Below are 23,847 nucleotides of genomic sequence, written 5' to 3' on the forward strand. Positions count from 1 at the left end.
TCCAACTGTCACGGATTGCACCTATCCGGACACCCTAAGCCATCCACGTCGGACTCCCGCGGCCTGTGAGTTGTTGACATTTCCTGTGTGACTTTGTTGAGATGCGTCACATGTCGAAGTGGACCGCCGGCCTCGCCGCGTGCGTGACAGTGCTCGTCTCCCTCGCCGCCCCGGCACCGGCCGCGCAAGCGGGCCGCGCCGCCGACGTACCCGTGTATCCGGCGGTGGGGCCGGCCACCCGCTTCCTGGACCATGCCGCGCTGCTCGGCGACGTCGCGGAGCCGCAGTGGTACGAGGCGAACATCCCGTTCGTCGACCTGCCCGACGCCGACATCCAGGCGACGTACTACTACCGGTGGCGCACCTACAAGGAGGCGCTGAAGTACGCGGGCCCCGGCGACGGATGGATCGTCTCGGAGTTCCTCGGCCCGGTCGGCTACTCCGCGCCGTACGGCGGCATCAACGCCGCCGCCGGCCACCACGTCTACGAGGGACGCTGGCTGCGCGACCGCCGCTACGTCGACGACTACCTCGACTACTGGCTGCGCGGGTCGGGGGCCGGTCCCAAGCCCGCCACCGACCAGCTCAACGACAACACCACCGACTGGGCCCACCAGTACTCGTTCTGGGCGGTCGACGCGGCCGTCGCGCGCGCCGAGGTGACCGGCGACTGGCGGTTCGTGGCCGAGCGGATGCCGGAGCTGGAACGCCAGTACGCCGGCTGGAAGGCGACCAACTTCGACAGCGAGCTCGGGCTGTACTGGCAGACGCCGGTGTGGGACGCGATGGAGTTCACGGCGAGCTCGTACCAGAGCGACGATCCGTACCACGGCGGCGACGGGTACCGGCCCACGCTCAACGCGTACCAGTACGGCGACGCCCGCGCGCTGGCCGAGCTCGCGCGCAAGATCGGCGACCCGCGGAAGGCCGCGCGCTACGACCGCGAGGCCGAGGCGCTGCGCCGCGCCACCGAGAAGCACCTGTGGGACCCGCGGTCGTCCTTCTACAAGCACGTCATGCGCGACGGGAACCCGCAGCTCACCCCGATCGCCGACCGCGAGCAGATCGGCTTCGTGCCGTGGTACTTCCACATGCCCCCGGCGCGGGACGCGGTCGCCTGGCAGCAGCTCACCGACCCCCAGGGCTTCGCGGCACCGTACGGGCCCACCACCACCGAGCGGCGCAGCCCCTGGTTCATGCACGACGCCCTCGCCGGCTGCTGCCGCTGGGACGGCCCGAGCTGGCCCTTCGCCACCAGCCAGACGCTGACGGCGCTCGCCAACCAGCTCATCGACTACCCGGCCCAGCCGTACGTGGACGCCGGCGACTTCTACGACATCCTCCGCGGCTACGCCCTCACCCAGCGCAAGGACGGCCGCCCGTACGTCGCCGAGGCGCACCACCCCGACGAGGACCGCTGGATCTACGACGGGCGCGGCCACAGCGAGGACTACAACCACTCCACGTTCAACGACATCGTGCTCTCCGGACTGCTCGGGATCCGGCCCCAGGACGGCGACTCGGTGCGGCTGGCCCCGCTGGCCCCGGCGAGCTGGGACCACTTCGCCGCCGAGAACGTGCCGTACCACGGTCGGAACCTCACGGTGGTCTGGGACCGCGACGGGACCGCGTACGGAAAGGGCAAGGGTCTGCGGGTCTGGATCGACGGGGTGCTCCGGCACGCGCAGGGTTCGCTGCGGCCGGTGACCGTCACGTTCGGCGCCCGGCCGCAGGCGCTGCCCGGCCTTGTCGACGACGCCGCCAACGTCACCGAGACCGGCTATCCGGCGGCCACCGCGTCGTACACGTGGCGCGGCGACAAGGCGGCGGACGCGATCGACGGGCAGGACTTCCACCTCGACGTGCCGGCGACCCGCTGGACCACGTACGCCTCCCCGAACCCCAGCGACTGGCTGGCGGTCGACCTCGGCGCGGCGACGGTCGTCTCCGACGTACGGATCGTCTTCTACGACGACGGCGGCGGGGTACGCACCCCGCAGGCGTACGCGCTGCAGTACCAGGCCGCCGACGGCACCTGGCGCGACGTGCCCGGCCAGCGCCGCGACCCGGCCGTCCCGGTGGGCCGCGCGATCAACCGGGTCCTGGTCGACCCGCCGCTGACCACCGACCGGCTGCGCGTGGTGACCAGCCGCACCGACGGCGGCGCGGTCGGCATCACCGCCCTCCAGGTGTGGCGCAAGCCCGATCCGGGCGTCTCCGTCGCCTTCGAGGGCCTCACCGACGGCGCGATCGCCGTCAAGGCGGGCGCCACCGTCACCGCCACGACCCGGGTGACCGGCCGGGCCGAGGTGTCCCTGCACGTGCCGCGCGGCTGGACCGCCGTCCGGGCGCAGCGGCACGGGACGCGCACCACCTGGCGGATCACCGTGCCCGCCGACGCGGACCTCGGCGCGGGCCCGCCGATCCGGGCGCTGGCCACCGGCCGCGACGGCGTCAGCGGCGCGGTCGCACCCACCCGCTACGTCTTCGACCCGGCCGACTTCCCGGTCACCCTCTGGGACGACGACTTCTCCACCGACCGTACGGCCGGATACCGGCTCGACAAGCCGGTGCCCGGCGAGGCCGACCCGGTCCTCGGCGTGTCCGGCGGCGCGCTGACCGCCGGGACGGACCGCCGCGCGTTCGGCGTGCTCGCCGCGCCTGTCGCCACCGGCACCCGGGGCGCCGCGATCGTGGTCGAACCCCGGTCGTTCTCCGGCGCGGACCCCGAGGACAGCCTCTTCCTCGGCCTGTCGGCGTCCTCCCGCGACAACGCCATGGCCTGGTACAACAACCACTTCGGCAGCTCCGGCGCGGATGTGCGGGTGGCCGGCGCGGACCGTCCGGAGGCGACCGGCGGGTGCTGTGCGGCCGTACGCTGGCAGCCCGGCGACCGCTTCGCCGTCGTGCTGCAGGGCGGGCACCTGACCACCTGGCTGGAGCACGAGGGGCGGTGGACCGGGCTGCACGACGCGCCGGTCGGCAACGCCGTCCCGCCCGCCGACCTCGGCGCCTGGTCGCCGGCGGTCGGGCTCCGGCTCGACCGCGGCACGATCGCGCTCGACCGGTTCACGGTGCTCGGCCGGTGAGCTGACCCGGCCGGGCCCGTTGCCCGGGAGCACGCCCGCGGGTTGTTCGTGCGTGGCTGTTCTCGAGACCCCTCAGCAACGGCGCCCGGCCGGCACCCCGGCACCGCGGACCCGGATCGCGGTGCTCGACGGGCTGCGGCTGGTCGCCGCGCTCATGGTGGTCGCCTACCACTTCATCGCGTACGACCGCGGCACGGTCCTGCCCTGGGGCGCCGGCGCCGAACGGGTCTTCCCGTGGCTGTCGCTGCCGGCCTCGTACGGCTGGCTGGGCGTCCAATTGTTCTTCCTGATCAGCGGCTTCGTGATCTGCCTGAGCGCGTGGGGCCGTACGCCCGGGGAATTCCTGCGGTCGCGGGTGATCCGGCTGTACCCGGCGTACTGGGCGGCCGCCCTGCTCACCTTCGCCGTGCTGAGCCTGTGGCCGGTGGTCCGCGAACCCGTCGGCGTCAGCGACCTGCTGGTCAACCTGACGATGCTGCAGGAGCCGCTGGGCGTACGCCCGGTCGACGCCGTCTACTGGACGCTGTGGGTCGAGGCGCGCTTCTACCTGCTGTTCGCGATCGTGGTGTGGCGCGGGCTCACTCCGCGCTCCGCGACGCTGTTCGGCTACGGCTGGCTGGTGGCGGCGGCCGTCGCGACCCAGGCGGACGTGCCGGCCCTCGACGTGATCGTGATGCCCCGGCACGCGCCGTACTTCGTCGCCGGGATCGCGCTGTTCCTGGTGCACCGCGGCGGCGGCCACGTCACGCTCTGGGCGCTGTGCGGGGCGGCGTTCCTGATGGCCCAGCACGACGTGGCCGGGCAGGTCGTGCACGTCTCCCGGGACGTCCTCGGCAGGCCGCTACCGGTGGCGCCGGCGCTGCTCCTGCTCGCCGCCATCTTCGCGATCATGGCGCTGGTGGCGACCGGCCGCGCGGACCGGATCCGGTGGCGCTGGCTGACCGTGGCGGGGACGCTCACGTACCCGCTCTACCTGGTGCACGAGTACGCCGGCTGGACGCTGATCGCGGCCCTGCACCCGCACCTGCCGCGCTACGCCACCCTGGCGATCGTGGTCGCCGTGGTCACCGCGGCGGCGTGGCTGCTGCACCGCTACGTCGAACGGCCGGCGGCCCAGCTGCTGCGCCGCCACCTCACGCGCCCGCTGCCCCGCTGACGGTCCCGGCGGGCAGCATGCCGGTCATGGCGTCGATCTCGGTCGTCTGCTCGTTGATGACGTGCTTGGCGAGGCCGTGGATGTAGACGTTGCGCCCGCCGCCGTCGAGCAGCTCGCGGGACATCGTGACGGCGCCCCGGTGGTGCTCGATCATGCCGGTCAGGTACAGCCGCACCGCGGTCCCGCCGGCCGCGGCGTCGATCGAGGTCAACTGCGCCGGGGTGAGCATCCCGGCGCCGGCACCGTGACCGTGCTCGTGACCCGCGGCGGACTGCTCTCCCCACGCGGTCAGCCAGGCGTTCGTCTCGTCGATCTCCCGCTGCTGGTCCTGGGCGATGAAGCCGGCCAGGTCCCGGATCCGCTCCGGCAGGCCCGGCTTGGCGAGCATCGACCGGCTCATCCGCACCGCCTGCTCGTGGTGCGCGACCATCTCCCGGGCGTACCGCAGGTCGGCCGGGGCGGGCGGGGTCACCGAGGCCACCGCGACCGGCCTGCGCTGCGGCTGGTCCGGCGGGTCGCCGTCGCCCCCGCCGCGGGCGGCGAAGGTCACCACGGTCAGCGCGGTGGCGGCCAGCACCAGGGCGGCGGCCAGGCGGCGTACGGGCAAGGTCTTGCCTCTCCTCACGGCGCGGCCCGGCCCGGTCGCGGGGACCGGGCCGGGCCGTCGATCAGTTGTCCGTCTGCCCGTTGACGCCGTTCCGGTCGGCCGGAGTCAGCGGGTTCATGTCGGTGAAGTCGCGCGGCAGCAGGTCGAAGCCCTGCCAGTGCAGCGGCATCGGGCTCTGGTCCTCGTCGCGGGGGACGTGGTGGAAGCCGACGCGAACCCACATCACCGGGTTCTTGAGGGTCTGCTTGTCCTTCACGTAGTCGAGAATCGTCTTCATGGTCTTGCACTGCGGGTCGGCGTTGTCGGTGGCGAACTTCTCGCAGCCGCGCGCCTCGGTGAAGGTCACGTCCGGCGTCGTCGCCGGGTTGGCCTCGTAGCGGTCGTCCGCGCCGGTCACCAGCTCGAGCGAGCGCTTGTGGCTGTCCTTGTTCTTGCTCGCCTCGCTGACCACCCGCCACCAGCGGCGGTTCGCCTTGGTGAAGGTGCCCTCCTTGTCGATCTTGGTCATGCTCGTCTTGAGCTTGGCCGCCATCGAACCGCGCCCGTCCGTCTTGGTGTCGTACTGCTCGACCTTCTCGCCGCCCTTGCCGTCGATGTTGGTGTCGACCCGCCAGATCGCGCTGTGGTAGTGCATCGAGGCGTAGTCGCGGGCACCCTTGCCGATCGGCCAGCCCCGATCCGCCTTGACGTAGTCGCCGGGCGACAGGTCACCGGTCGCGCCGAGCCGCACCGAGATCTGGCCGTCGTCGGCCAGGCGGTACTCGGACACGTACTCGTACCAGCCGACCTTGCTGATCGTCCGCAGCACCAGGTCGTGGCCCTGCTTCGAGTAGAGTTTGTCGGCTCCGGTCTCGTAGTTGTAGTCCTTCAGCCGGTACGCCAGCCCGGACGGCTCCGCACTGACGCAGAGCACCTTGCGGCGCCGCGCCTCCGGGCCGCCGTCGGAACCCTCGCGCGCCGAGCCGCCCTTGCAGTCCTCGCCGCCGAGGGTCTCCAGGTTGCTGCCGCCGAAGCCGTACTCGGTCAGGTCGTTGTACTCGGTCTCGCCCGAGTCGTACGGCACGTTGAGCTGCCCGAGCCGGATCGAGTCCAGCACCTGGACCGGCGTGGGATAGCGCTTCGAGGAGACGAAGACGTCGTCCAGGACCAGGCCCGCCCGGTCCTGGACGCGCCAGCACAGCTGCCAGGTCGTGCCGTTCGGCAGGGTCTCCTTGACCGTCGAGGACGCCGCGCACTGCGCGACGGCGACGGGCGCCTTGGCGGCCGCGGGCGTTCCCGCGAGGCCGAGCGAGGCGACGGTCAGCAGCGCCGCGGCGGCGCCCGCTGTCTTTCGGTACGTCATGCTGCCGGTTCCCCGTTAGCTCAGGCGGGCGACGGTGCGCCCGGAAAGGTCGATGATCAGGTGGCCGAGGTCGAGGTAGCGACCTTTCGCCTCGACGATGAGCCTCAGGCAGCGGTGCTCGCCGCACTGCGCCACGGCCGGGTCGGCGGCCTGCGCCTTGAACACGTGCGCGGTGGTCTTCAGCCCGTCCTTGCCGGCGAACTGACTGCCGGTGGCCTTCGCGTACGCATCCTTGAACTCGGACGCGAGCGGGTCGGCGAGCAGCAGGTCCAGCGCGGTGTCGACCTCGTGGGCCGACGCCGGCAGATGGAGCCCGGCCGCCGAGTACGAGTCCGTGAGCTTGCTGCCGCCCAGGTCCACGACCTGCTTGATCAGGTTGTTCGTCGCATAGTCGTACAAGTACACCTCGGCCCGGCGTCCCCCGTCGGTGTCCACGATGTCCGCGGACAGGAACTCCGGACCGGCCGCCCCGGAAGCGTCCTTGGCCTTCTCCTTCAGCTCCGGTGTGACCGCGATCTCGCGGGCCTTCTCCACCTCGGCGCTCGTCAGGGCGTCGTTGCCGGTGCCGGCCGTGGGCTCCGGACCCGGATCCGGGTCGGACACCCGCGGCTGCTCCGCCCCCGGGGACGCGCCGGGCGTGGGCGCGGCGTTCACCTGCCACGACGCCACCCCGAAGGCGATGACCGCGGTCACCGAAGCGATTCCGAGGCCCCAGCCCCATTTCCGATACTGCCGCACTGTCGGCATCCTCCCCCATATCAGCGGTGCGCCCAGATCATGCCGGTCGATGCGTGAGGGGGACGTGAGCCGAACGGCCATAAATGTCAAAGCCCGGTAACGATCTAGGATCGCGGCATGACCTCCGTGGAATTCGGCCTCGACACGTTCGGTGACGTCACCGCAGGACCCGACGGCGAGCTCCTGCCGTACGGCCAGGTGATCCGTAACGTGGTCGAGCAGGCAGTCCTCGCCGACGAGGTGGGCGTGGACGTGTTCGGGCTCGGCGAGCACCACCGCGACGACTACGCCGTGTCAGCGCCGGAGATCGTCCTCGCCACGATCGCCGGCCGCACCCGACGGATCAAGCTGGGCACCGCGGTGACGGTGCTCAGCTCCGACGAGCCCGTACGCGTCTACGAACGCTTCGCCACACTGGCCGCGGTGTCGCAGGGCCGTGCGGAGATCACCCTGGGCCGCGGCTCGTTCACCGAGTCGTTCCCGCTCTTCGGCTACGACCTCGGCGACTACGAACGCCTCTTCGCCGAGAAGGCGGACCTCATGGCCGAGCTGCTCACCGAGAAGCCGGTGACCTGGCAGGGCACCGTCCGCCCGCCGCTGCGCGACCAGCACGTCTACCCCAAGACGGAGGCAGGCACGATTCCCACGTGGATCGGCGTCGGCGGCAGCCCCGAGTCGGTGGTCCGCGCCGCCCGCCTGGGCTTCCCGCTGGTCCTGGCCATCATCGGCGGCGACCCGGCCCGCTTCGCCCCGTACGTCGGCCTCTACCACCGGGCCCTCGCCGAGTTCGGCCGCGACCGCCTCCCCGTGGCGGTGCACGCGCCGGGCTTCGTGGCGGCCACGGACGAGGAGGCGGTGGAGACGGTCTGGCCGCACGCCCGCAAGGTCATCACCCGGATCGGCGCCGAGCGCGGCTGGCCACCCCTGACCCGCGACCGCTTCGAGGCGGACGTGACGGAGGGCGCCTGGCACGTCGGCTCCCCGGAGACGGTGGCCACCAAGATCGCCCGCACGGTACGCGAGGTGGGCGCGCAACGCTTCGACCTGAAGTACTCGGTGGGCACCCTGCCCCACGAGGACCTGATGTCGGCCATCCACCTCTACGGCACCGAGGTGATCCCCCGCGTCCGCGAACTCCTCGCCTGATCCCCCCGGGCCGCAGCTCAGCCCCGCCGCACAACCACCCCGCACGCGGCCGTCGCACCGCACAACCACCCCGCGCGGCCGGTGCGCCTGTGGGACGGCAGCTCTTCGCGACAGCCGCATATCCACCCCGCCAGCCGGCCCGGCGAGCGGACCGGACGAGAGCAGGCTCACCCCTCGACCACCGCGCGCGGACCGGACGGAGGCGACCGGCCGGCCGGGCACACGGGCACACGGGCCGTGCCGACCCGGCGCACGGAGACGCGAGGGGATCGGCCCAGCGAGCAGATCGACCCAGCGAGCGGATCGCGGGACCGGCTCGTGGAGGGCCGGCTCGGCGGGCGGGCCGGGCGGGGTCCGGGTTGGTGGGCGCACCCCACCCCTGCGGGGGCGGCGGAGGGGTGGGGTGCCGGGAGGAATGTTCAGGAGGGCGGCGTTATCCGGCCCACCGCCGCGACCACCGCCATGCCGTGCGGGTCGCCGTCGGCCGGGTCCGGCCACTCGTGGACCCAGACCAGGCCCGGGGGGACCAGGTCGGCGTCGCCGAAGAAGCGCAGGATCGACTCGCGGTCGCGGCCGTGGGCGGTGGACACGTCCGTGCGGCGGTAGAGGGCGGTCACCTTGTCGAGGGCGGCGTCGGAGGGGGTGTCGGAGACGCCGTGCGAGATGACGATGTAGGAGCCGGGGGGCAGGGCGGCGCGGAGGCGTTCCACCGCCGGGTAGGCGTCGTCGTCGGGGACGAAGTGGAGCATGGCGACCAGCAGCAGGCCGACCGGTTCGCCGAGGTCGAGCAGGCGGCGGACGCCCGGGTGGTCGAGGATCGCCTCCGGGAAGCGCATGTCGGCCTGGACCGCCACCGCCCACGGGTTGTCCTTGAGGATGTCGTTGCTGTGCGCCACCGCCACCGGGTCGATGTCCACGTAGACCACGCGGGCGTCGGGGATGCGGCGCTGGGCGATCTCGTGGACGTTGCCGACCGTCGGGATGCCGCTGCCGATGTCGAGGAACTGGTGGACGCCGCGGTCCAGCAGGAACTGCACGGCCCGGTTCAGGAACGCCCGGTTGGCGCGGGCCATCTCCCCCGCGCCCGGGATCGCGGCCAGCAGGTGCTGGGCGGCCTCACGGTCGGCGGCGAAGTTGTGGTTGCCGCCGAGCAGGGCGTCGTAGATGCGGGCGCTGCTGGGCCGGCCCGCCGGGTCCGTGTCGGCGTTCGCCATACCGGGGAAGCTTACTCCACTGTGGTCGGTCACGACGCCACCAGTCCGTTCTCCCGTCCGAGGAGCGGGCGCAGGGTCGATCCGCGCAGCAGCACGGGCACCTGGTGCGGGGTCGTCGGCGCGCCGTAGCGCAGGCCCTGGGCGCCGTCGCAGCCCGTGCCGATCAGGGTGGCCGCGCGGACGTCGTCGTCGACGCCGTGCACGGTGAGGGTGAGGCCCAGCGCGTGCGCCACCCGCGCCATGCCGGTGACGAGTTCGCGGTCGGCCTCGGCGCCCGCCGGAGTGGGGTGCAGCAGGCCGGCGGGCGTCCGCAGGCCGTGCACCGGCAGGTCACGCAGGTACGCGAGGCTGCTGTACCCCGTACCGAAATCGTCGAGGACCAGGCGGACGCCCAGCGCGGCCAGCGCACTCAGCACGGCATGGCTGTGTTCCCCGGCGGGCACCGCGTCGATGCCGGACAGGTGCAGGTGGAGCCGCTTGGGCGGCAGGCCGCTGCCGGTGAGCGCCTCGCGGACGAGGTCGGCGATGTCCGGGTAGCCGATCTGGTGCACGGGCAGGTCGACGCCGATGAACGGGCCCTTCTTGCCGCCGTCCCACTGCATCGCCTGGCGGCAGGCCTGGTGCAGCAGGCTGCCGGCCAGCCGGGTGGTGGTGTCCCGGTCGCCGGTCAGCTGGCCGATCCGGTTGAGGTCGAGGGTGCCCAGGTGCGGGTGCCGCCACGCCATCCGGGTGTGCAGGCCGGCGATCCGCCCCGAGCCCAGCTTGACGATCGGCTGGTACGTCGGCGGCCCGGTGACCAGGCCGGTCACGCTCGTCCCGCCGGTACGCCCGGCCGGCCCCGGCTGCGGGTCGTAGACGGCCCAGCGCCCGGTGCCGGCCCGCGCCTGCCGCAGCGCGATCTCGGCGTCGACCAGCACCTGGCCGGCGTCGAGGCCGGCGGCGGCGACGTCGACGACGCCGATGTGGGCCTGCAGCGGGGCGGTCAGGCCGGTGCCGGGCAGCGACGCCGGCTCGGCGAGCGCGACCGCGACCCGTTCGGCCAGGTCCGCCAGATGCGCCACGCCGCCGCTGTCCTGCACCAGGATCGCGAAGGTGTGCGGGCCGTGCCGGGCGATCAGGTAGTCGGGGTGCTGGGCTACCGTCCGCAGCCGGCGGCCGACCTCGGCGAGCACGTGGTCGCCGGCCTCCGCGCCGAACTGCTCGCCGATGGCGCCGTACCCGCCGAGCTCGATCAGGCAGACGCCGGCGTGCCGTTCGGGGTCGTCGCCGTGCGCCGCCTGCCGCAACCGCTGCACCAGCCGCGCCTTGCTCGCGAGCCCGGTGACCGGGTCGTAGTAGGCGAGCCGGCGGTACCGGGCCTCGCTGTGCTGCAGGGCGAGCTGGAACTCCCGGGCGGCCCGCTGGGTGGCCCGGTGCAGCGACTCCTGCTGGGCGAGGGTGCGGGCCTGCAGCGCGGCGGCGAACCCGGCGGCGAAGGTGGCGGCGACCTGGCGCGCCGGGCGGCCCAGGACCTCCCCGTCGGCGAGGTGGTCGAGCACAAGGCTCATCGTCGCCGGCAGCGCCTCGGGCCGCCCGATGCCGAGCGCGACGACCTCGGTCCCCACCCGGTACGCGGCGTCGAGGTCCGCCGGCACCGCATGCGTGGCGTCGTGCAGGCAGGCCGCGAACACGTCGAGGGTCTGCGCCGCGACGGCGTCGGCGATGGGCAGGTAGACGCCCGCCGCGGTGGCCGCCGCCAGCCAGCGCCGCCCGACCGGGCGGCCGGAGTCGTCCGCCGGGGGCAGCGGCGCGAGATCCGGCGGTGCGGGCACCGTGCCGGCGATCGTCCGGCGGGCGCTGATCACCGTACGGGCGGCCCGGTCGAGCGCGGCGTCGGTGTACTGGACCGCAGTCTCGAGGGCGGCGGCGACGATGCCGTCGGCGCGGTGCCGCGCGTCCTCGATCAGGCGGTCGGCGGGATTGTCGCGGGGCAGCGGCGCCGGCCCGGGGTCGTCCTCGGCGACCGGCGGATAGCCGCAGTCGGCGAGCACCCCGTTGAGGGCGGCGATCATCATGGCGTGGGTGAGCACCGGTTCGTCGTGTTCGGACGGTTCGTCGTGCGGGCCGTGCTGCGCCATCAGTGCTCGCCTCCCTCCGGGTCGGCCGGGCGCTTGCCCGTACGCTGGCCGGGTATCGCCTGCCAGAGCGCGACGGCCTGCTTGCGGCCGAGCTTGAGCGCGGTACGCACCGCCTCGGGCGACTTGCCGACCCGGGCGGCGATCTCGGTGGGCGTGAGCCCCTGTGCGGACAGTTCGAGGGCCTCGCGGCGGGCGGGCGGCAGCTGGGCCAGCACGCCGGAGAACCACTCCTCCAGCTCGTACGCGACCAGCTCCGGGTCGTCGGCGCGCGCCTCGTCGAGCTCGGTGACGTCGGCCACCAGCACCTCGAGGTCGCCCTGCCCGATGGCGCGGCGCTGCTTGAGCCAGTGCGAGCGGGCCGCGGTGCGCACCCAGGCGACCGGGTGGGTCAGCTCCGGCCAGCGCCGCAGCGCCTCGCGGATGGCCTCGGCGACCGCGTCCTGCGCCTCCCACCGGTTGGCGCCCTCGCGCAGCAGGTTGCGGACGAGGCCTTCCCAGTAGCGACGGAAGAACTCCTCGATCTCGGCCGCCGGCGGCGGATCGGGGATGAGCCGCCGCGCCGGGACCGGCTCGTCACCCGCCGAGCCGCGCGGGACGGCCCCGGAGGCGGTGTCCGCGTGGTCGCTGCCCACGTCGTGCGCGTCCTGCGCGTCGACCACCGAATCCTCCGTCCGCCGGGAAGTCCCCCTTGTTGGGTCTCCGGGAGCCCTCCGGCGTGACAGCCGCGGCCAAGATTCTTTCCGACGGCTGGCAGGATCATGGTCAGGGCCATCGAGGGATCATGAGGAGGCGCTCGTGGCGGGCACCCTGTACGCCGTCAGCGATCTGCACGTCGCGTACGCGGAGAACCGTGCGCTCGTGGAGAGCCTGCACCCCGTCTCCCCGGACGACTGGCTGATCGTGGCGGGCGACGTCGCGGAGATGTTCTCGCACGTCGAGGCGACCCTGCGGCTGCTGCGCTCGCGCTTCGCCGAGGTGATCTGGGCGCCGGGCAACCATGAACTGTGGACACACGCCAAGGATCCGGTGCGGCTGCGGGGCGTCGAGCGCTACGACGCCCTGGTCGCCATGTGCCGGGAGATCGGGGTGCGCACCCCCGAGGACGAGTACGCGGTCTGGCACGGCGACGGCGGCCCGGCCGTGGTCGCGCCCCTGTTCCTGCTGTACGACTACACGTTCCGCGCACCGGGAACGTCCACGAAGGAGGAGTCGCTGGCGTACGCGTACCGCACGGGTGTGGTGTGCACGGACGAGGAGTTGCTGCACCCGGACCCGTACCCGGACCGGGAGTCGTGGTGCCGGGCCCGCGTGGCCGCCACCGAGGCCCGGCTGGCCGCGGTCGACCCCGGGCTGCGCACGGTGCTGATCAGCCACTGGCCGCTGCACCGGCACCCGACCGAGGTGCTGTGGTACCCGGAGTTCGCCCAGTGGTGCGGCACCGAGCTCACCGCCGACTGGCACCTGCGTTTCCGGGCGGCGGCCGCCGTCTACGGGCACCTGCACATCCCGCGGCGGACGTCGCAGGACGGCGTGCCGTTCCAGGAGGTGTCGCTGGGTTACCCGCGTGAGTGGAAGAAGCGGGCCGGCACGCCGGTGCTGCTGAAGAAGGTCTTCGAGGACTGAGCCGCTCAGGGCCGGGGCAGCGACGCCCCCAGGTTCACCCACCGGTCGGTGAGCTGCCGGCGCCGGCAGGCCACCAGGTGACTGGCCAGGATCGCCGGCTGACCGCCGCGGACGCAGGCGTCGGCACCGGCGGTCAGCACGGCGGCCACCGCTTCGGCGCGGGCGCCCTCGTCGACCAGGGCCACGATCCGGGTGCGGGCGGGCAGCAGCGTGCGCGCCTGCCGGACGGCGTCCTCGCGGGCGCCGCTGATCAGCACGATCTCGTCGGGGCGGACGTCGTCCACGCCCGCCGCGAACCGTACGGTCCAGCCGGCGGGCAGGTGCGAGCCGAGGGCGATGACCCGCCCGGCCGGCCCGAGCACCGCGACCACGGGGTCCGGCCGCTGCCGGTCGAGCCCCGGGACCGGCACGGCGGTCGAGTTCGGCGCGAACGCCCGGTTCAGGTCACTGCGGTTCAGCTGCACAAGCATCTCGGACTCCCCCACGCCGTTCGTCCCTGGGCACCTACCCTCGCGTGCGAGCCTGAGCTGGGCTTGTGCCGTACCTGTGGGTCTGTTGGCAATGACGCCGCCCGCCGGTTCCCTCAGGTCGGCCACCGGCACACCGATCAGGGCGGGCATGACAACTGCGCTGGTCGTGGCGTTCGGCGTGGCCGCCGTGACCGCCGCCACCGTGGCCGTGTCCGGCCTGCGCAGCTCCCGGGCCGGCTCCGCCATCCTGCCGATCGTCGCGTTCATGGGCGCCGGGGTGGCGCTGATCAACGCGCTGAGCGCGGTGCAGCTGCTGGTGCCGGACCGGACGACCGTGTGGGTCGTCGGCTCGGTGCAGGCCGTGGTGTCACCGCTCGTGATGGCGTCGGTCTCGTGCATGGCGCTCGCCCTCTCGGACCGGGCCTGGCGTCTCTCCCGGCGTACCGCGCTGCTGCTGGCCGAGCCGGTGCTGATCCTGGGGGCGGTGGTCACCGACCCGTGGCTGCACCTGCACTTCACCGGCGTGGAGCCGACCGGCTGGAACGGCATGCTCCTGACGGTGCCGGGGCCGACGTTCTGGCTGAACGCCTTCTACATCCAGGCGCTCATCGTCGGCACGGTCGCGCGGGTCGTCGTGCTCATCCGCCGCTCCACCTCGGCCGGCCAGCGCCGGATCTCGCTGCTGGTGCTGGGGACGTACGTGCCCTGCACGGTCATCGCCCTGGTGACCCCGGCGCTGCCGGTGACGCTCATCGACCTCATCCCCCTGGGCCAGGCGATCTGCATGGTCTACATCCAGCTGGTGCTGGCCGGCGGGCTGCCGCAGTTCATCCCGATCGCGCACCGGCACATCTTCGCCACGATGTCCGACGGCGTGATGGTCATCGACCGGGAGACCCGGATCATCGAGGTCAACCCGGCCGCCCGCCGGATCTACCACCGCCTGGTCCCGGGCCTGCCCGCGGACGTGACCGGCCTGCCCGTCGACGCCGGCATCCCGCTCCGGCTGGACGAGCTGCGCGCCACCGAGCAGACCGTCAACGGCCCCCGGGACACCGGAATCGACCTGCACGTGCAGATCACCCCGCTGCACGACCGGCGCGGCCGCTGCCTCGGCTGGGCGCTCGTCGCGCGCGACATCACCGAGCTCAACCTGCGCCGCCGGCAGGCCGAGCGGGCCGCGTCCGAGCTGCGCGAGCAGCTCGCGACGATCGAGGCGCTGCGGGCGGACCTGGCCGAGCAGGCCACCCGGGACGTGCTCACCGGGCTGCACAACCGCCGGTATCTCATGGACCGGCTCCGCGAGGCGCCGCCGGCCAGCCTCGCGCTGCTCGACCTGGACCACTTCAAGCAGATCAACGACATGTACGGGCACGCCGTCGGCGACACCGTGCTCGCCGCCTTCGCCCGCCTGCTGGAGGCCGGGGCGGGCCCGCACGCGGTGGTGGCCCGGTACGGGGGCGAGGAGTTCGTCGTCGCGTTCACCGGGGCGGACGCCGAAACCGCCCGGTGCCGCATCGACGCCCTGCGCGAGCAGGTAGCCCGCATCGACACCGGCCTGCCGCTGACGGTCACCCTTCTCGGCCGGCATCGCCGGTGCGGCGGGCGGCTCCGCCGAGGACCTCCTGCGCCGGGCCGACGACGCCCTGTACGAGGCCAAGCGCTGCGGCCGCAACCGGGTGGAACCGGCGGCGGCTCCCCCCATGGTGGGAACGTACTGACAAAGGCCGGCCCGCGTCGAGGGCGTTCCTCGATCGATAGATGATGGTTGATATTCGGACATCGAGGTGCCACCCTGTCTGGGAGCGCTCCCATGCTCTCGACCCCCGATGAACGGAGGACCCACCGTGCCCCCACACGAGTCCCGCTCAGCCGTCCGCCACCCCGTCCGCGTGCTGGTCGTCCTGCTCGCGCTGGTCGCCGGCCTGCTCCCCTACGCCGGCGCGGCCCAGGCGCACGGCACCATCGTGAGCCCGGCCAGCCGCGCCTACCAGTGCTGGCAGACCTGGGGAAGCCAGCACACCAACCCGGCCATGCAGCAGCAGGACCCCATGTGCTGGCAGGCCTTCCAGGCCAACCCCGACACCATGTGGAACTGGATGAGCGCGCTGCGGGACGGCCTCGGCGGTCAGTTCCAGGCCCGTACGCCGGACGGCCAGCTCTGCAGCAACGCCCTGACCCGCAACGACAGCCTGAACCAGCCGGGCGCCTGGAAGACCACCAGCGTCTCGCGCAACTTCACCGTCAAGCTGTACGACCAGGCCAGTCACGGCGCCGACTACTTCCGCGTCTACGTCAGCAAGCAGGGGTACAACCCGGCCACGCAGCGCCTCGGCTGGGGCAACCTCGACTTCATCACGCAGACCGGCAGGTACGCGCCGGCGCAGAACATCTCGTTCAACATCTCGACGTCGGGCTACACCGGGCACCACATCCTCTTCGTCATCTGGCAGGCCTCGCACCTGGACCAGGCCTACATGTGGTGCAGCGATGTGACGTTCTCCTGACCGGCCGCCGCGGCCCGGGACTCCCCGGGCCGCGGACCGGCACCCGCGGCGACGAGGTGAGGCGTACCCATGACTTCCTGGATCCGCAACCGCTACGTGTGGGCGGCGACGACCCTCCTGGCGACCGCCGGCGCGGCCGTCCTGCTCCGCCCGGCCGCCCCGGCCGACCTGCGGGGACAGCTCTCGGACCTGCTGCGTACGACGCTCGAGCAGACCACGCCGGAGCAGCACCGCCATGCCGGTCACCAGCCCGCGGAACGAGCGCCGGTGATCTGCGGGGTCCGGGTGTACGGCCACGAGCCGGCCTCGGCCACCGCCCTCGCCGAGGTGCGCCGGATCTACGGCTTCCACCTGTGCGGGGTGGCCGAGGAGAAGCGCCCGTGGGACGTCGCGGTCAAGCTGGCCGGCCCGGTGATCGTGGACCTGTCGACCCGGCCGCCGGGCATCCAGGTGGTCGAGGCGACCGACGGCGTCCCGTACGCCGACCGGCTGGGACAGCTGTTCCCGCCCCCGTACGCGGACCTGGCACGCAGGGAGGCGCTGACCGACGCGGAGATGACCGGCCTGCGCCGCCGCTACGACACCGCCGCCCGGCTCTGAACGCACCGGACGCCGCAAAATGCGTTGCCGGGAGCCGGGCCGGCGCGGACAGTGTGGCGATGGCCGACGGGGAAGTGTGCGGTTCCGTCCGCGCGGACATGGCGGGCGTGCGCACCGCCTTCGAGCGGAATTTCACCGACGGTGCCGAGGTGGGCGCGAGCTTCTGCGCCACCGTCGGCGGCGAGACGGTCGCCGACCTCTGGGGCGGGTACGCCGACGCCGCCCGCACCCGGCCCTGGCAGCCGGACACCGTCGTCAACGTCTTCTCGATCACCAAGACCATGGCGGCCCTCACCGCGCTGCTGATCGCCGACCGCGGCGAGCTCGACTTCGGCGCGCCGGTCGCCCGCTACTGGCCCGAGTTCGCGGCCGGCGGCAAGGACGGGATCACGGTGGCGCAGGTGATGAGCCACTCCGCGGGACTGTCCGGCTGGCGTGAGCCGCTGCGGCCCGAGGACCTGTACGACTGGGAGCGGGCGACCGCGGCGCTGGCGGCCCAGGAGCCGTTCTGGAAACCGGGGACCGCGTCCGGGTACCACGTGGTCACCCAGGGCTTCCTGATCGGCGAGATCGTCCGGCGGATCACCGGCCGGACGCTGGGCACGGTGTTCCGCGAGGAGATCGCCGGGCCGCTCGGCGCCGACTTCCACATCGGGCTGCCGGAATCCGGGGAGCCGCGGGTCGCCGAGCTGATCCCGTACGCGGAGGAGCCCTTCTCCGGCGACGTGACGGAGTTGCAGGACAACGCGGCGCACAACCCCCGGATCGAGACATCGACGGTCAACTCGCGGGCATGGCGGGCCGCCGAAATCCCCGCCGGCGGCGGCACCGGCAACGCGCGGTCCGTCGCCGGGGTGCACGCCATCCTCGCCAACGCCGGGGTGGCCGGCGGCCGGCGCTTCCTGTCCGAGGCGACCTGCCGCAGGGCCCTCGAGGTGCAGGTCGAGGGTCCGGACCTGATCCTCGGCATGTCGGTCCGCTTCGGGCTCGGCTTCGCCGTCGGCGGCGACTTCATGCCCGGCCCGAACACCCTGTACTGGGGCGGCGCCGGCGGCTCGCTCGCCGTCATCGACCTCGACGCCCGGGCGACGTACGCGTACACGATGAACAAGATGGGTGGGGGCCTCGGCGATCTGCGCGCCTTCGCGCCCATCTCCGCCGCCTGGGACGCCGTCGCCGGGAGATGAGGCCGGTCTCAGCCCGCCTGCCCCTGCTGCGCGGCCCATTCGGCGACCCGCCGGGCGCTCTCCTGCTCCGAGAGGTCCTCGACCCGGGTCAGGATCGACCACCGTACGCCGTACGGGTCCCGGATGCTGGCGAAGCGGTCGCCCGACACGAAGGTCGACGGCGCCTCCCGGACGACGGCGCCCGCCTCCTCCGCGCGGGCCACGACGGCGTCGACGTCCGGGCGGTACAGGCCGATGGAGTAGCAGTCCTGATCCCCCTCCGGCGGCGCGACCAGGCCGTAGTCGGGCATCGGCTCGCCCAGCTGGAGCAGGCCGTTGCCGAAGTCGAGGACCGCGTGGGCCACCACCCCGCCGATCTCGGTCACGTCGACGACCCGGGCCCCGAAGATCGTGCGGTAGAAGTCGATGGCCCCGCGAGCGCCCGGGATCGCCAGGAAGGGCGTCAGGCTGGTGGCGCCGTGCGGGGTGCCGTTCGTGGTGTACTGGCCGTCGGCGGCCCGGTGGTTCGTCTCAGTCTCGGTCTCGGTCTCAGTCTCGGTCATAGGTGAGGATCGTAGGTATGCCCGGCCTGGAGCGGCTTGAAGATACGCGACAGGATCCCCGGGGCGTGCTCTATCCGGCGCGGCTGCCCACCCTCGACCGGATTCCGGCGCCCCTCGAGGTGGCGCACCTGGTGCGGTGGTTCTGGATCCCCGAGTGGCGGATCCAGCCCGGGCGCACCTCCCGCCAGCACGTCATCGCCTTCCCGGCCTGCAACCTCGTCGTCGAGCCGGACGCCGTCGGGCTCGCCGGGCCGACGACGCGCCGCTCGCACCGGGATCTGACCGGCACCGGGTGGGGCGTCGGGGCGCTGCTGCGGCCGGCCGCGGTGCCGCACCTCGCCGGGAACCCGGCAACGCTGCGGGACGCGTACCGGAAAATGGAGCTTCCGGGGCTGCACCGGCCGGTGGCCGAGGCCATGAACGGGCCGGGCGAACGCCACGATCGGCACCGCCGGGCCGTCGGCGCCTTCGCCGCCTGGCTCGCCGGCGAGGTGCCACCGCCCGGCCCGGAGGCGCTGCTGGCCAACGAGATGGCCGCCGCCATCGACTCCGACCCGTCGATCCGTACGGTCACCGACGCAACCGCACGCCTGGGCATCCCGGCCCGGACCCTGCAACGGCTCGCCGGCCGGTACGTGGGGTTGCCGCCGTCGGCCATGATCCGCCGGCGCCGGCTGCAGGAGGCCGCGGGACGCCTGCGCGACGAGCCGGGCACGACCCTGGCCACCGTCGCCGCCGACCTCGGCTACAGCGACCACGCCCACCTCGCCAACGAGTTCCGGTCGGTGCTCGGCCTCACCCTCAGCGACTACCGGCAGCGGACCGCGCCGGACGCTTGACCTTCCAGCGGCTGCAAGGTCGACGATTCATCCATGGACGCACACCCCGGCCTGCTGACCATCGGCCAGCTCGCGCAGCGCACCGGCCTGGCCGCACGCACCCTGCGCTTCTGGTCAGACGAGGGAGCGGTACCGCCCGTGGCCCGCTCGGCGAGCGGCTACCGCCTCTACGACGCCGCGAGCGTGGCGCGCGTCGAACTCGTCCGCACCCTGCGCGAACTCGGCCTCGGCCTCGACGAGGTGTGCCGGGTGCTCGACGGCGGGACGACCGTCGCCGACGTCGCCCGCGCCCACATCGCCGCGATCGACGCCCGGATCCGCTCCCTCAAGGTCAGCCGGGCCGTGCTGTCCACCGTGTCGAAACGCGACTCCACCGCTGAGGAGACAGCCCTGATGAACCGCCTCGCCCGCCTCTCCGCCACCGAACGCCTGCGCATCATCGACGACTTCAAGGCGGACGTCTTCGGCGGCCTCGACCTCGAACCCCGGCTGCGCGACCGCATCCGCGACCTCCGGATCGACCTGCCGGACGACCCCACCCCCGACCAGGTCGACGCCTGGATCGAGCTGGCCGAGCTGACCCAGGATCCCGATTTCCGTACGCGCATGCGCACGTTCCTCCTGCTGAGCACCCCGGCACCCGGCCACCCCCGCCCACCCGGCTCGACCATCTGGTGGGCCCGGCAGGTGGTGGAAGCCGTCGCGGAGGCCCGATCGCGGCCCGGCGACCCCGCGCCCCTGATCGCCGGCCTGTTCGGCGACGCCGACCTGACCGAGGTGCTGGCCTGCCTGGAGGCCGGGCTGGCGGCCGACATGGAAAAATACCGCATACTGGTCTCCCGGGTACGCGGACAGCGCGCCTCCCGGGACGCCACGGACGACCTGCGCTGGCTGGCGGCGGCCCTACGGAACGCCGTCGCGGCCTGACAGCACAAACTCGCCGCAAGCGGCGCGGGGGCGGCCCTGAGGAACGCCGCCGCGGCCTGACAGCGCAGACTCGCCGCAAGCGGCGCGGGGGCGGCCCTGCGGAACGCCGTCGCGGCCTGACAGCGCAGGCTCGCCGGCAGCGGCGCGGGGGCGGCGCCGGCCGCGGAGGTCAGGCCGAGGCGCGGGCCAGGACGCGGATCGCGGAGGTCAGGTCGAGGGCCGGTGACGTTTCGCCGTGCACCGCCGCCAGCACGGCCGTCACCAGGTGGGCGGCGACCGTTGCCTGGTCGGTGGTCACGGTGGTCAGGGCCGGGTCCGCGAGGCGGCCCGCCGGGAGGTCGTCGACGCCGATCACGGCGAGGTCGGCCGGGGCGGTCAGGCCGGCCGGGCGCAGGCCCGCGAGGACCGCCAGGGCCACCTCGTCGTTGTAGGCGCACACCGCAGTCACGCCGGACCCGTGCCAGGTGCGGACCGCCTCCGCCGCCGGGTCCGGTTCGAGGGGCACCGTGCGGACCAGCGGGGGTGGCAGGTGCAGCGCGGCGCAGCGGGCGCGTACGCCGTCCAGCCGCGGCTCGGCGAAGACGCGGACCCGGTCGTCGTCGGGGTACGCGTACCCGATCCGGGTGTGGCCCGACGCCGCGAGATGGTCCGCCTGGAGCGCGCCGACCCGGTGTTGCGCCCCTTCCGGGGTTTCCGGGCCGGGGCGGCCGAGCGGCGCCTCCACCAGCGCGACCCCCGCCGCGCGCATGGCCCGGGCCTCGGTGCCGGAGAAGCCGCTGAAGGCCAGCACCGCCGCCGGGGTGATCCCGCGCCACAGCTGGGTGACCGGGCGGCCGGCGCGGGTGCCGGGGTGGGCGAGGAGGGTCAGGCCGGCCCGGTCCAGCTCGGCCGAGAGGTTGCCGAGCAGGGCGCCGACCTCCTGGCCGATGGGCCAGTCCGGCAGCAGGCACAGGACCACGTCCGAGCGCCCGGTGCGCAGGGTACGGGCGGCGGCCGACGGCGCGTACCCGAGCCCGGCCGCGGCGTCGAGGACCCGGGCCCGGGTGCCCGCCGAGATGGTCTGGTGGGGGGTGTTGTTGAGCACATAGCTGACGGTCGCGCGGGAGACCCCGGCGATGCGGGCCACGTCGGCGCTCGTGACGCGGCGGGGCGTGGGATCTGTCATGGGCGCTCTCCTCCCGGCGGTCTTGCCGTGGGCGCTCGCGGGTGTCTACCGTACTGAAACGAGCAAGTTACACGTGTCAGTTCCGCGGGGCGACCCCGGAGAGCGCGGAGAGGCCCGCATGAGTACTGCTTCGGAATCCGACCACGCCGCCCTCGTCAAGTCGCTGGATCTGCCCGCCAAGGTCGCCCTGCTCACCGGCGCGACGACGTTCACCCTCGCGCCGGAGCCGGCCGTGGGGCTGGGCGAGGTGCGCCTCTCCGACGGGCCGACCGGCGTGCGCGGCCTCAAGTTCAGCGGCGGCCGGGTGGTCGCGCTGCTGCCCAACGCGACGCTGCTGGCCTCCTCGTGGAGCGAGGAGAGCCTGGCCGAGGTGGGCCGGCTGCTCGCCGAGGAGGCGCTCGCCCAGCGCATCCACGTGGTGCTCGGGCCGACCGTGAACCTGCACCGCAGCCCGCTCGGCGGCCGGCTGTTCGAGGCGTTCTCGGAGGATCCGCTGCTGACCGGCAGGCTCGCGGCGGCGTACGTGCGCGGCCTGCAGTCCCTCGGCGTCGGCGCCACCCTCAAGCACCTGGTGGCGAACGAGAGCGAGACGGAGCGCGACACCGTCGACAGCGTGGTCGACGAGGCCACCCTGCGGGAGGTGTACCTGCTGCCGTTCGAGATCGCGATCGACGACGCGGACGCGTGGTCGGTCATGGGGGCGTACAACCGGGTCAACGGGGTTCCCGCGACCGAGCACGGGCACGTGAACAACGGGATCGTGAAGGGCGAGTGGGGCTACCGCGGGCTGATCATGTCCGACTGGTTCGCCACCCGCACCGCCGCGGCGGCCGCGAACGGCGGGCTGGATCTGGTGATGCCCGGGCCGGACGGGCCGTGGGGCGACGCGCTGGTGGCCGCCGTGCGCGCCGGAGAGGTCGACGAGGCCGTGGTCGACGACCACCTCGCGCGGCTCTTGCTGCTCGCCGAGCGGGTCGGCGCCCTGGGCACCCCGCGCGACTACCCGGACGAGCTGCCGGCCCCGGACAGCGCCGTACGCCGCGAGCAGCTCACCCGCCTCGCCGCCCAGGGCATGACGGTGCTGCGCAACGAGAGCGAGGTGCTGCCGCTCGACCCCGCGCTGAGCGTGGCGCTGATCGGGCGGCACGCCGTCGAGACGATCGGCATGGGCGGCGGCTCGGCGCAGGTCAACCCGCCGTACCAGGTGAGCATCGCGGAGGGGCTGGGGGCGGTGCTCGACCGGCTCACCGTGGTGGACGGCGTCGACGTGCGGACCCGGCCGGTGCCGGCGCGCGGCGGCTTCCTGACCGACCCCGTCACCGGCGCGCCCGGCATCCGGGTGGTGCTGCGCGACGCGGCCGGCACCGAGCTGGAGCAGCGGCACGTCGCCGCCGCCACGACGATGGTCGGGATGGACGACGACTTCGAGGGCACGGTCGCCACCGCCGAGCTCTCCGGCACGGTCACCCGCTCCGGCGCGGTCGAGCTCGGCGTCATGGGCGTCGGCGGGTGGACCGTGCGGGTCGCCGGCGACGAGCGGTCGTTCGCGCTGCGCACCTCCGGCAAGGGCTTCGGCGAGGAGGTGCTCACCCCGCCGATCTCCACCCACGCGTACGACCTGAGCGAGGGCACCGTGTTCCACGCGACCGTCGAGCTGCCCCACGGCGCCGACTGGTTCGGCGGCGTCGCGCAGTTCGGGCTGATCGGGCACGGCGCGTCCCGCCCGGCCGTGGACGTCATCGACGAGGCGGTCCGGGCGGCTGCCGCGGCGGACGTGGCCGTGGTCGTGGTGGGGCTGACGGAGGAGCAGGAGACCGAGTCCGTCGACAAGCACACGCTGCACCTGCCGGGCGCGCAGGACGCCCTGGTGGAGGCGGTCGCCGGGGCGGCACGCCGTACGGTCGTGGTGGTGAACGCGGCGACGCCGGTGATCATGCCCTGGCGCGAGCGGGTCGACGCGATCGTCTGGGCCGGCCTGCCGGGCCAGGAGGCCGGGCACGCGGTCGCGGCGGCCCTGCTCGGCACCGTCGAACCGGCCGGGCGCCTGGTCACCACGTTCCCCACCGGCGACGGCCGGTCACCCGCGTGGTCGGTCACCCCGGCCGACGGCGTGCTCGCGTACGCGGAGGGCCCGTTCCTCGGTTATCGCGGGCACCACGCCGGCCGGGCGCCGGAGCCGGCCTTCTGGCTGGGCCACGGCCTCGGCTACGGCCGCTGGGAGTACGCGGACGCCCGCGTCGTCACCGGCGACTCCCCCGGTGTCACCGTCACGGTCACCAACACCGGCCCGCGGGAGAGCCGCGAGGTGGTCCAGGTCTACTTCCAGCCGGCCGCGCGGGACGAGCCCGTGCGCCTGGCCGGCTGGGCCGCCGCCACCGTGCCGGCGGGCGGGTCGGCCCGGGTCGTCGTGGCGACCGATCGCCGGATGTGGCGCCGGTGGGACGCCGCCACGGGCGCCTGGGGCAGCGTGGCGGCGGGCGGCGAGCTGCTGGTCGCGCGCGGGCTCGGCGACGTCCGGGCGGTCCTGCCGCTCGGCTGAGCCGGCCACCGGAATAACCCGGGCGTACGTGGGCAATCA

20 protein-coding genes are annotated in these 23,847 nt (G+C 73.7%); 11 read left to right on the forward strand and 9 right to left on the reverse strand.

Annotated features, from left to right (window positions below; translation table 11 throughout):
- Nucleotides 1-110: 110 nt before the first annotated feature.
- Both CLV70_RS02650 and CLV70_RS02655 read left to right on the forward strand, forming a co-directional pair.
- Nucleotides 111-3,089, forward strand: a complete 2,979-nt coding sequence (locus CLV70_RS02650) for an MGH1-like glycoside hydrolase domain-containing protein (RefSeq protein WP_106124678.1) — start codon at nucleotides 111-113, stop codon at nucleotides 3,087-3,089.
- Between the two features lie 52 nt (nucleotides 3,090-3,141).
- Nucleotides 3,142-4,245, forward strand: a complete 1,104-nt coding sequence (locus CLV70_RS02655) for an acyltransferase family protein (protein WP_106124679.1) — start codon at nucleotides 3,142-3,144, stop codon at nucleotides 4,243-4,245.
- Here CLV70_RS02655 and CLV70_RS02660 read toward each other — a convergent pair.
- The 3 genes from CLV70_RS02660 to CLV70_RS02670 all read right to left on the reverse strand — a co-directional run bounded on the left by CLV70_RS02660 (nucleotide 4,223) and on the right by CLV70_RS02670 (nucleotide 6,887).
- The gene (locus CLV70_RS02660; protein WP_106124680.1) at nucleotides 4,223-4,852 is read right to left on the reverse strand and encodes a DUF305 domain-containing protein; all 630 of its coding nucleotides are present in this window, start codon (nucleotides 4,850-4,852) and stop codon (nucleotides 4,223-4,225) included. The genes CLV70_RS02655 and CLV70_RS02660 overlap by 23 nt on opposite strands.
- Before the next feature lie 61 nt (nucleotides 4,853-4,913).
- On the reverse strand, nucleotides 4,914-6,194 hold the full coding sequence (locus tag CLV70_RS02665) for a copper amine oxidase (protein WP_106124681.1): 1,281 nt from the start codon (nucleotides 6,192-6,194) through the stop codon (nucleotides 4,914-4,916).
- A gap of 15 nt (nucleotides 6,195-6,209) precedes the next feature.
- The gene (locus tag CLV70_RS02670) at nucleotides 6,210-6,887 is read right to left on the reverse strand and encodes a hypothetical protein (RefSeq protein ID WP_245907968.1); all 678 of its coding nucleotides are present in this window, start codon (nucleotides 6,885-6,887) and stop codon (nucleotides 6,210-6,212) included.
- A gap of 162 nt (nucleotides 6,888-7,049) precedes the next feature.
- On the opposite strand from CLV70_RS02670, the gene CLV70_RS02675 reads away from it, so the two are divergent.
- A complete protein-coding gene (locus CLV70_RS02675) occupies nucleotides 7,050-8,078 on the forward strand; it encodes an LLM class flavin-dependent oxidoreductase (protein WP_106124683.1) in 1,029 nt (342 codons plus the stop codon).
- A gap of 419 nt (nucleotides 8,079-8,497) precedes the next feature.
- Here the strand turns inward: CLV70_RS02675 and CLV70_RS02680 are convergent, their stop codons facing one another.
- The 3 genes from CLV70_RS02680 to CLV70_RS02690 are packed head-to-tail and all read right to left on the reverse strand — an operon-like array spanning nucleotide 8,498 to nucleotide 12,068.
- Nucleotides 8,498-9,292: an SAM-dependent methyltransferase gene (locus CLV70_RS02680; RefSeq protein ID WP_106124684.1), complete on the reverse strand. Its 795-nt coding sequence runs from the start codon at nucleotides 9,290-9,292 to the stop codon at nucleotides 8,498-8,500.
- A 29-nt stretch (nucleotides 9,293-9,321) separates the two neighbouring features.
- On the reverse strand, nucleotides 9,322-11,409 hold the full coding sequence (locus CLV70_RS02685; RefSeq protein ID WP_106124685.1) for a bifunctional diguanylate cyclase/phosphodiesterase: 2,088 nt from the start codon (nucleotides 11,407-11,409) through the stop codon (nucleotides 9,322-9,324).
- The gene (locus CLV70_RS02690; RefSeq protein ID WP_245907969.1) at nucleotides 11,409-12,068 is read right to left on the reverse strand and encodes an RNA polymerase sigma factor; all 660 of its coding nucleotides are present in this window, start codon (nucleotides 12,066-12,068) and stop codon (nucleotides 11,409-11,411) included. The genes CLV70_RS02685 and CLV70_RS02690 overlap by 1 nt, the downstream gene beginning before the upstream one ends.
- Nucleotides 12,069-12,204: 136 nt before the next feature.
- Here CLV70_RS02690 and CLV70_RS02695 point away from each other — a divergent pair, with 136 nt between their 5' ends.
- Nucleotides 12,205-13,032, forward strand: a complete 828-nt coding sequence (locus CLV70_RS02695) for a metallophosphoesterase family protein (protein WP_245907970.1) — start codon at nucleotides 12,205-12,207, stop codon at nucleotides 13,030-13,032.
- Nucleotides 13,033-13,037: 5 nt separating this feature from the next.
- On the opposite strand, the gene CLV70_RS02700 is transcribed toward CLV70_RS02695, so the two are convergent.
- Complete coding sequence (locus CLV70_RS02700; protein WP_106125012.1) at nucleotides 13,038-13,502, reverse strand: hypothetical protein; 465 nt, start codon at nucleotides 13,500-13,502, stop codon at nucleotides 13,038-13,040.
- A 148-nt stretch (nucleotides 13,503-13,650) separates the two neighbouring features.
- On the opposite strand from CLV70_RS02700, the gene CLV70_RS02705 reads away from it, so the two are divergent.
- The 4 genes from CLV70_RS02705 to CLV70_RS02720 all read left to right on the forward strand — a co-directional run bounded on the left by CLV70_RS02705 (nucleotide 13,651) and on the right by CLV70_RS02720 (nucleotide 17,796).
- Nucleotides 13,651-15,267 (forward strand): histidine kinase N-terminal 7TM domain-containing diguanylate cyclase, encoded by a 1,617-nt coding sequence (locus CLV70_RS02705; RefSeq protein WP_158277684.1) that lies wholly within the window; start codon nucleotides 13,651-13,653, stop codon nucleotides 15,265-15,267.
- 82 nt (nucleotides 15,268-15,349) lie between these two features.
- Nucleotides 15,350-16,009, forward strand: a complete 660-nt coding sequence (locus tag CLV70_RS02710) for a lytic polysaccharide monooxygenase auxiliary activity family 9 protein (protein ID WP_245907971.1) — start codon at nucleotides 15,350-15,352, stop codon at nucleotides 16,007-16,009.
- Nucleotides 16,010-16,078: 69 nt separating this feature from the next.
- Nucleotides 16,079-16,609, forward strand: coding sequence for a hypothetical protein (locus CLV70_RS02715; RefSeq protein ID WP_106124689.1), 531 nt, complete (start codon nucleotides 16,079-16,081; stop codon nucleotides 16,607-16,609).
- A gap of 59 nt (nucleotides 16,610-16,668) precedes the next feature.
- On the forward strand, nucleotides 16,669-17,796 hold the full coding sequence (locus CLV70_RS02720) for a serine hydrolase domain-containing protein (RefSeq protein WP_106124690.1): 1,128 nt from the start codon (nucleotides 16,669-16,671) through the stop codon (nucleotides 17,794-17,796).
- A gap of 8 nt (nucleotides 17,797-17,804) precedes the next feature.
- On the opposite strand, the gene CLV70_RS02725 is transcribed toward CLV70_RS02720, so the two are convergent.
- Nucleotides 17,805-18,338 carry a VOC family protein gene (locus CLV70_RS02725; RefSeq protein WP_106124691.1) on the reverse strand — a complete coding sequence of 178 codons (534 nt, stop codon included), beginning with the start codon at nucleotides 18,336-18,338 and terminating at the stop codon, nucleotides 17,805-17,807.
- 26 nt (nucleotides 18,339-18,364) lie between these two features.
- On the opposite strand from CLV70_RS02725, the gene CLV70_RS02730 reads away from it, so the two are divergent.
- Nucleotides 18,365-19,177 carry an AraC family transcriptional regulator gene (locus CLV70_RS02730; protein WP_342750353.1) on the forward strand — a complete coding sequence of 271 codons (813 nt, stop codon included), beginning with the start codon at nucleotides 18,365-18,367 and terminating at the stop codon, nucleotides 19,175-19,177.
- A gap of 33 nt (nucleotides 19,178-19,210) precedes the next feature.
- Entirely contained in the window at nucleotides 19,211-20,104 is an 894-nt protein-coding gene (locus tag CLV70_RS02735; protein WP_106124693.1) for a helix-turn-helix domain-containing protein, read from the forward strand.
- Between the two features lie 169 nt (nucleotides 20,105-20,273).
- Here CLV70_RS02735 and CLV70_RS02740 read toward each other — a convergent pair whose 3' ends face one another.
- The gene (locus CLV70_RS02740; RefSeq protein ID WP_106124694.1) at nucleotides 20,274-21,269 is read right to left on the reverse strand and encodes a LacI family DNA-binding transcriptional regulator; all 996 of its coding nucleotides are present in this window, start codon (nucleotides 21,267-21,269) and stop codon (nucleotides 20,274-20,276) included.
- A 118-nt stretch (nucleotides 21,270-21,387) separates the two neighbouring features.
- On the opposite strand from CLV70_RS02740, the gene CLV70_RS02745 reads away from it, so the two are divergent.
- A complete protein-coding gene (locus CLV70_RS02745) occupies nucleotides 21,388-23,808 on the forward strand; it encodes a glycoside hydrolase family 3 protein (RefSeq protein WP_106124695.1) in 2,421 nt (806 codons plus the stop codon).
- Nucleotides 23,809-23,847: the final 39 nt, after the last annotated feature.

Source organism: Pseudosporangium ferrugineum, assembly GCF_003002065.1.
Taxonomy (GTDB): Bacteria; Actinomycetota; Actinomycetes; order Mycobacteriales; family Micromonosporaceae; genus Actinoplanes; species Actinoplanes ferrugineus_A.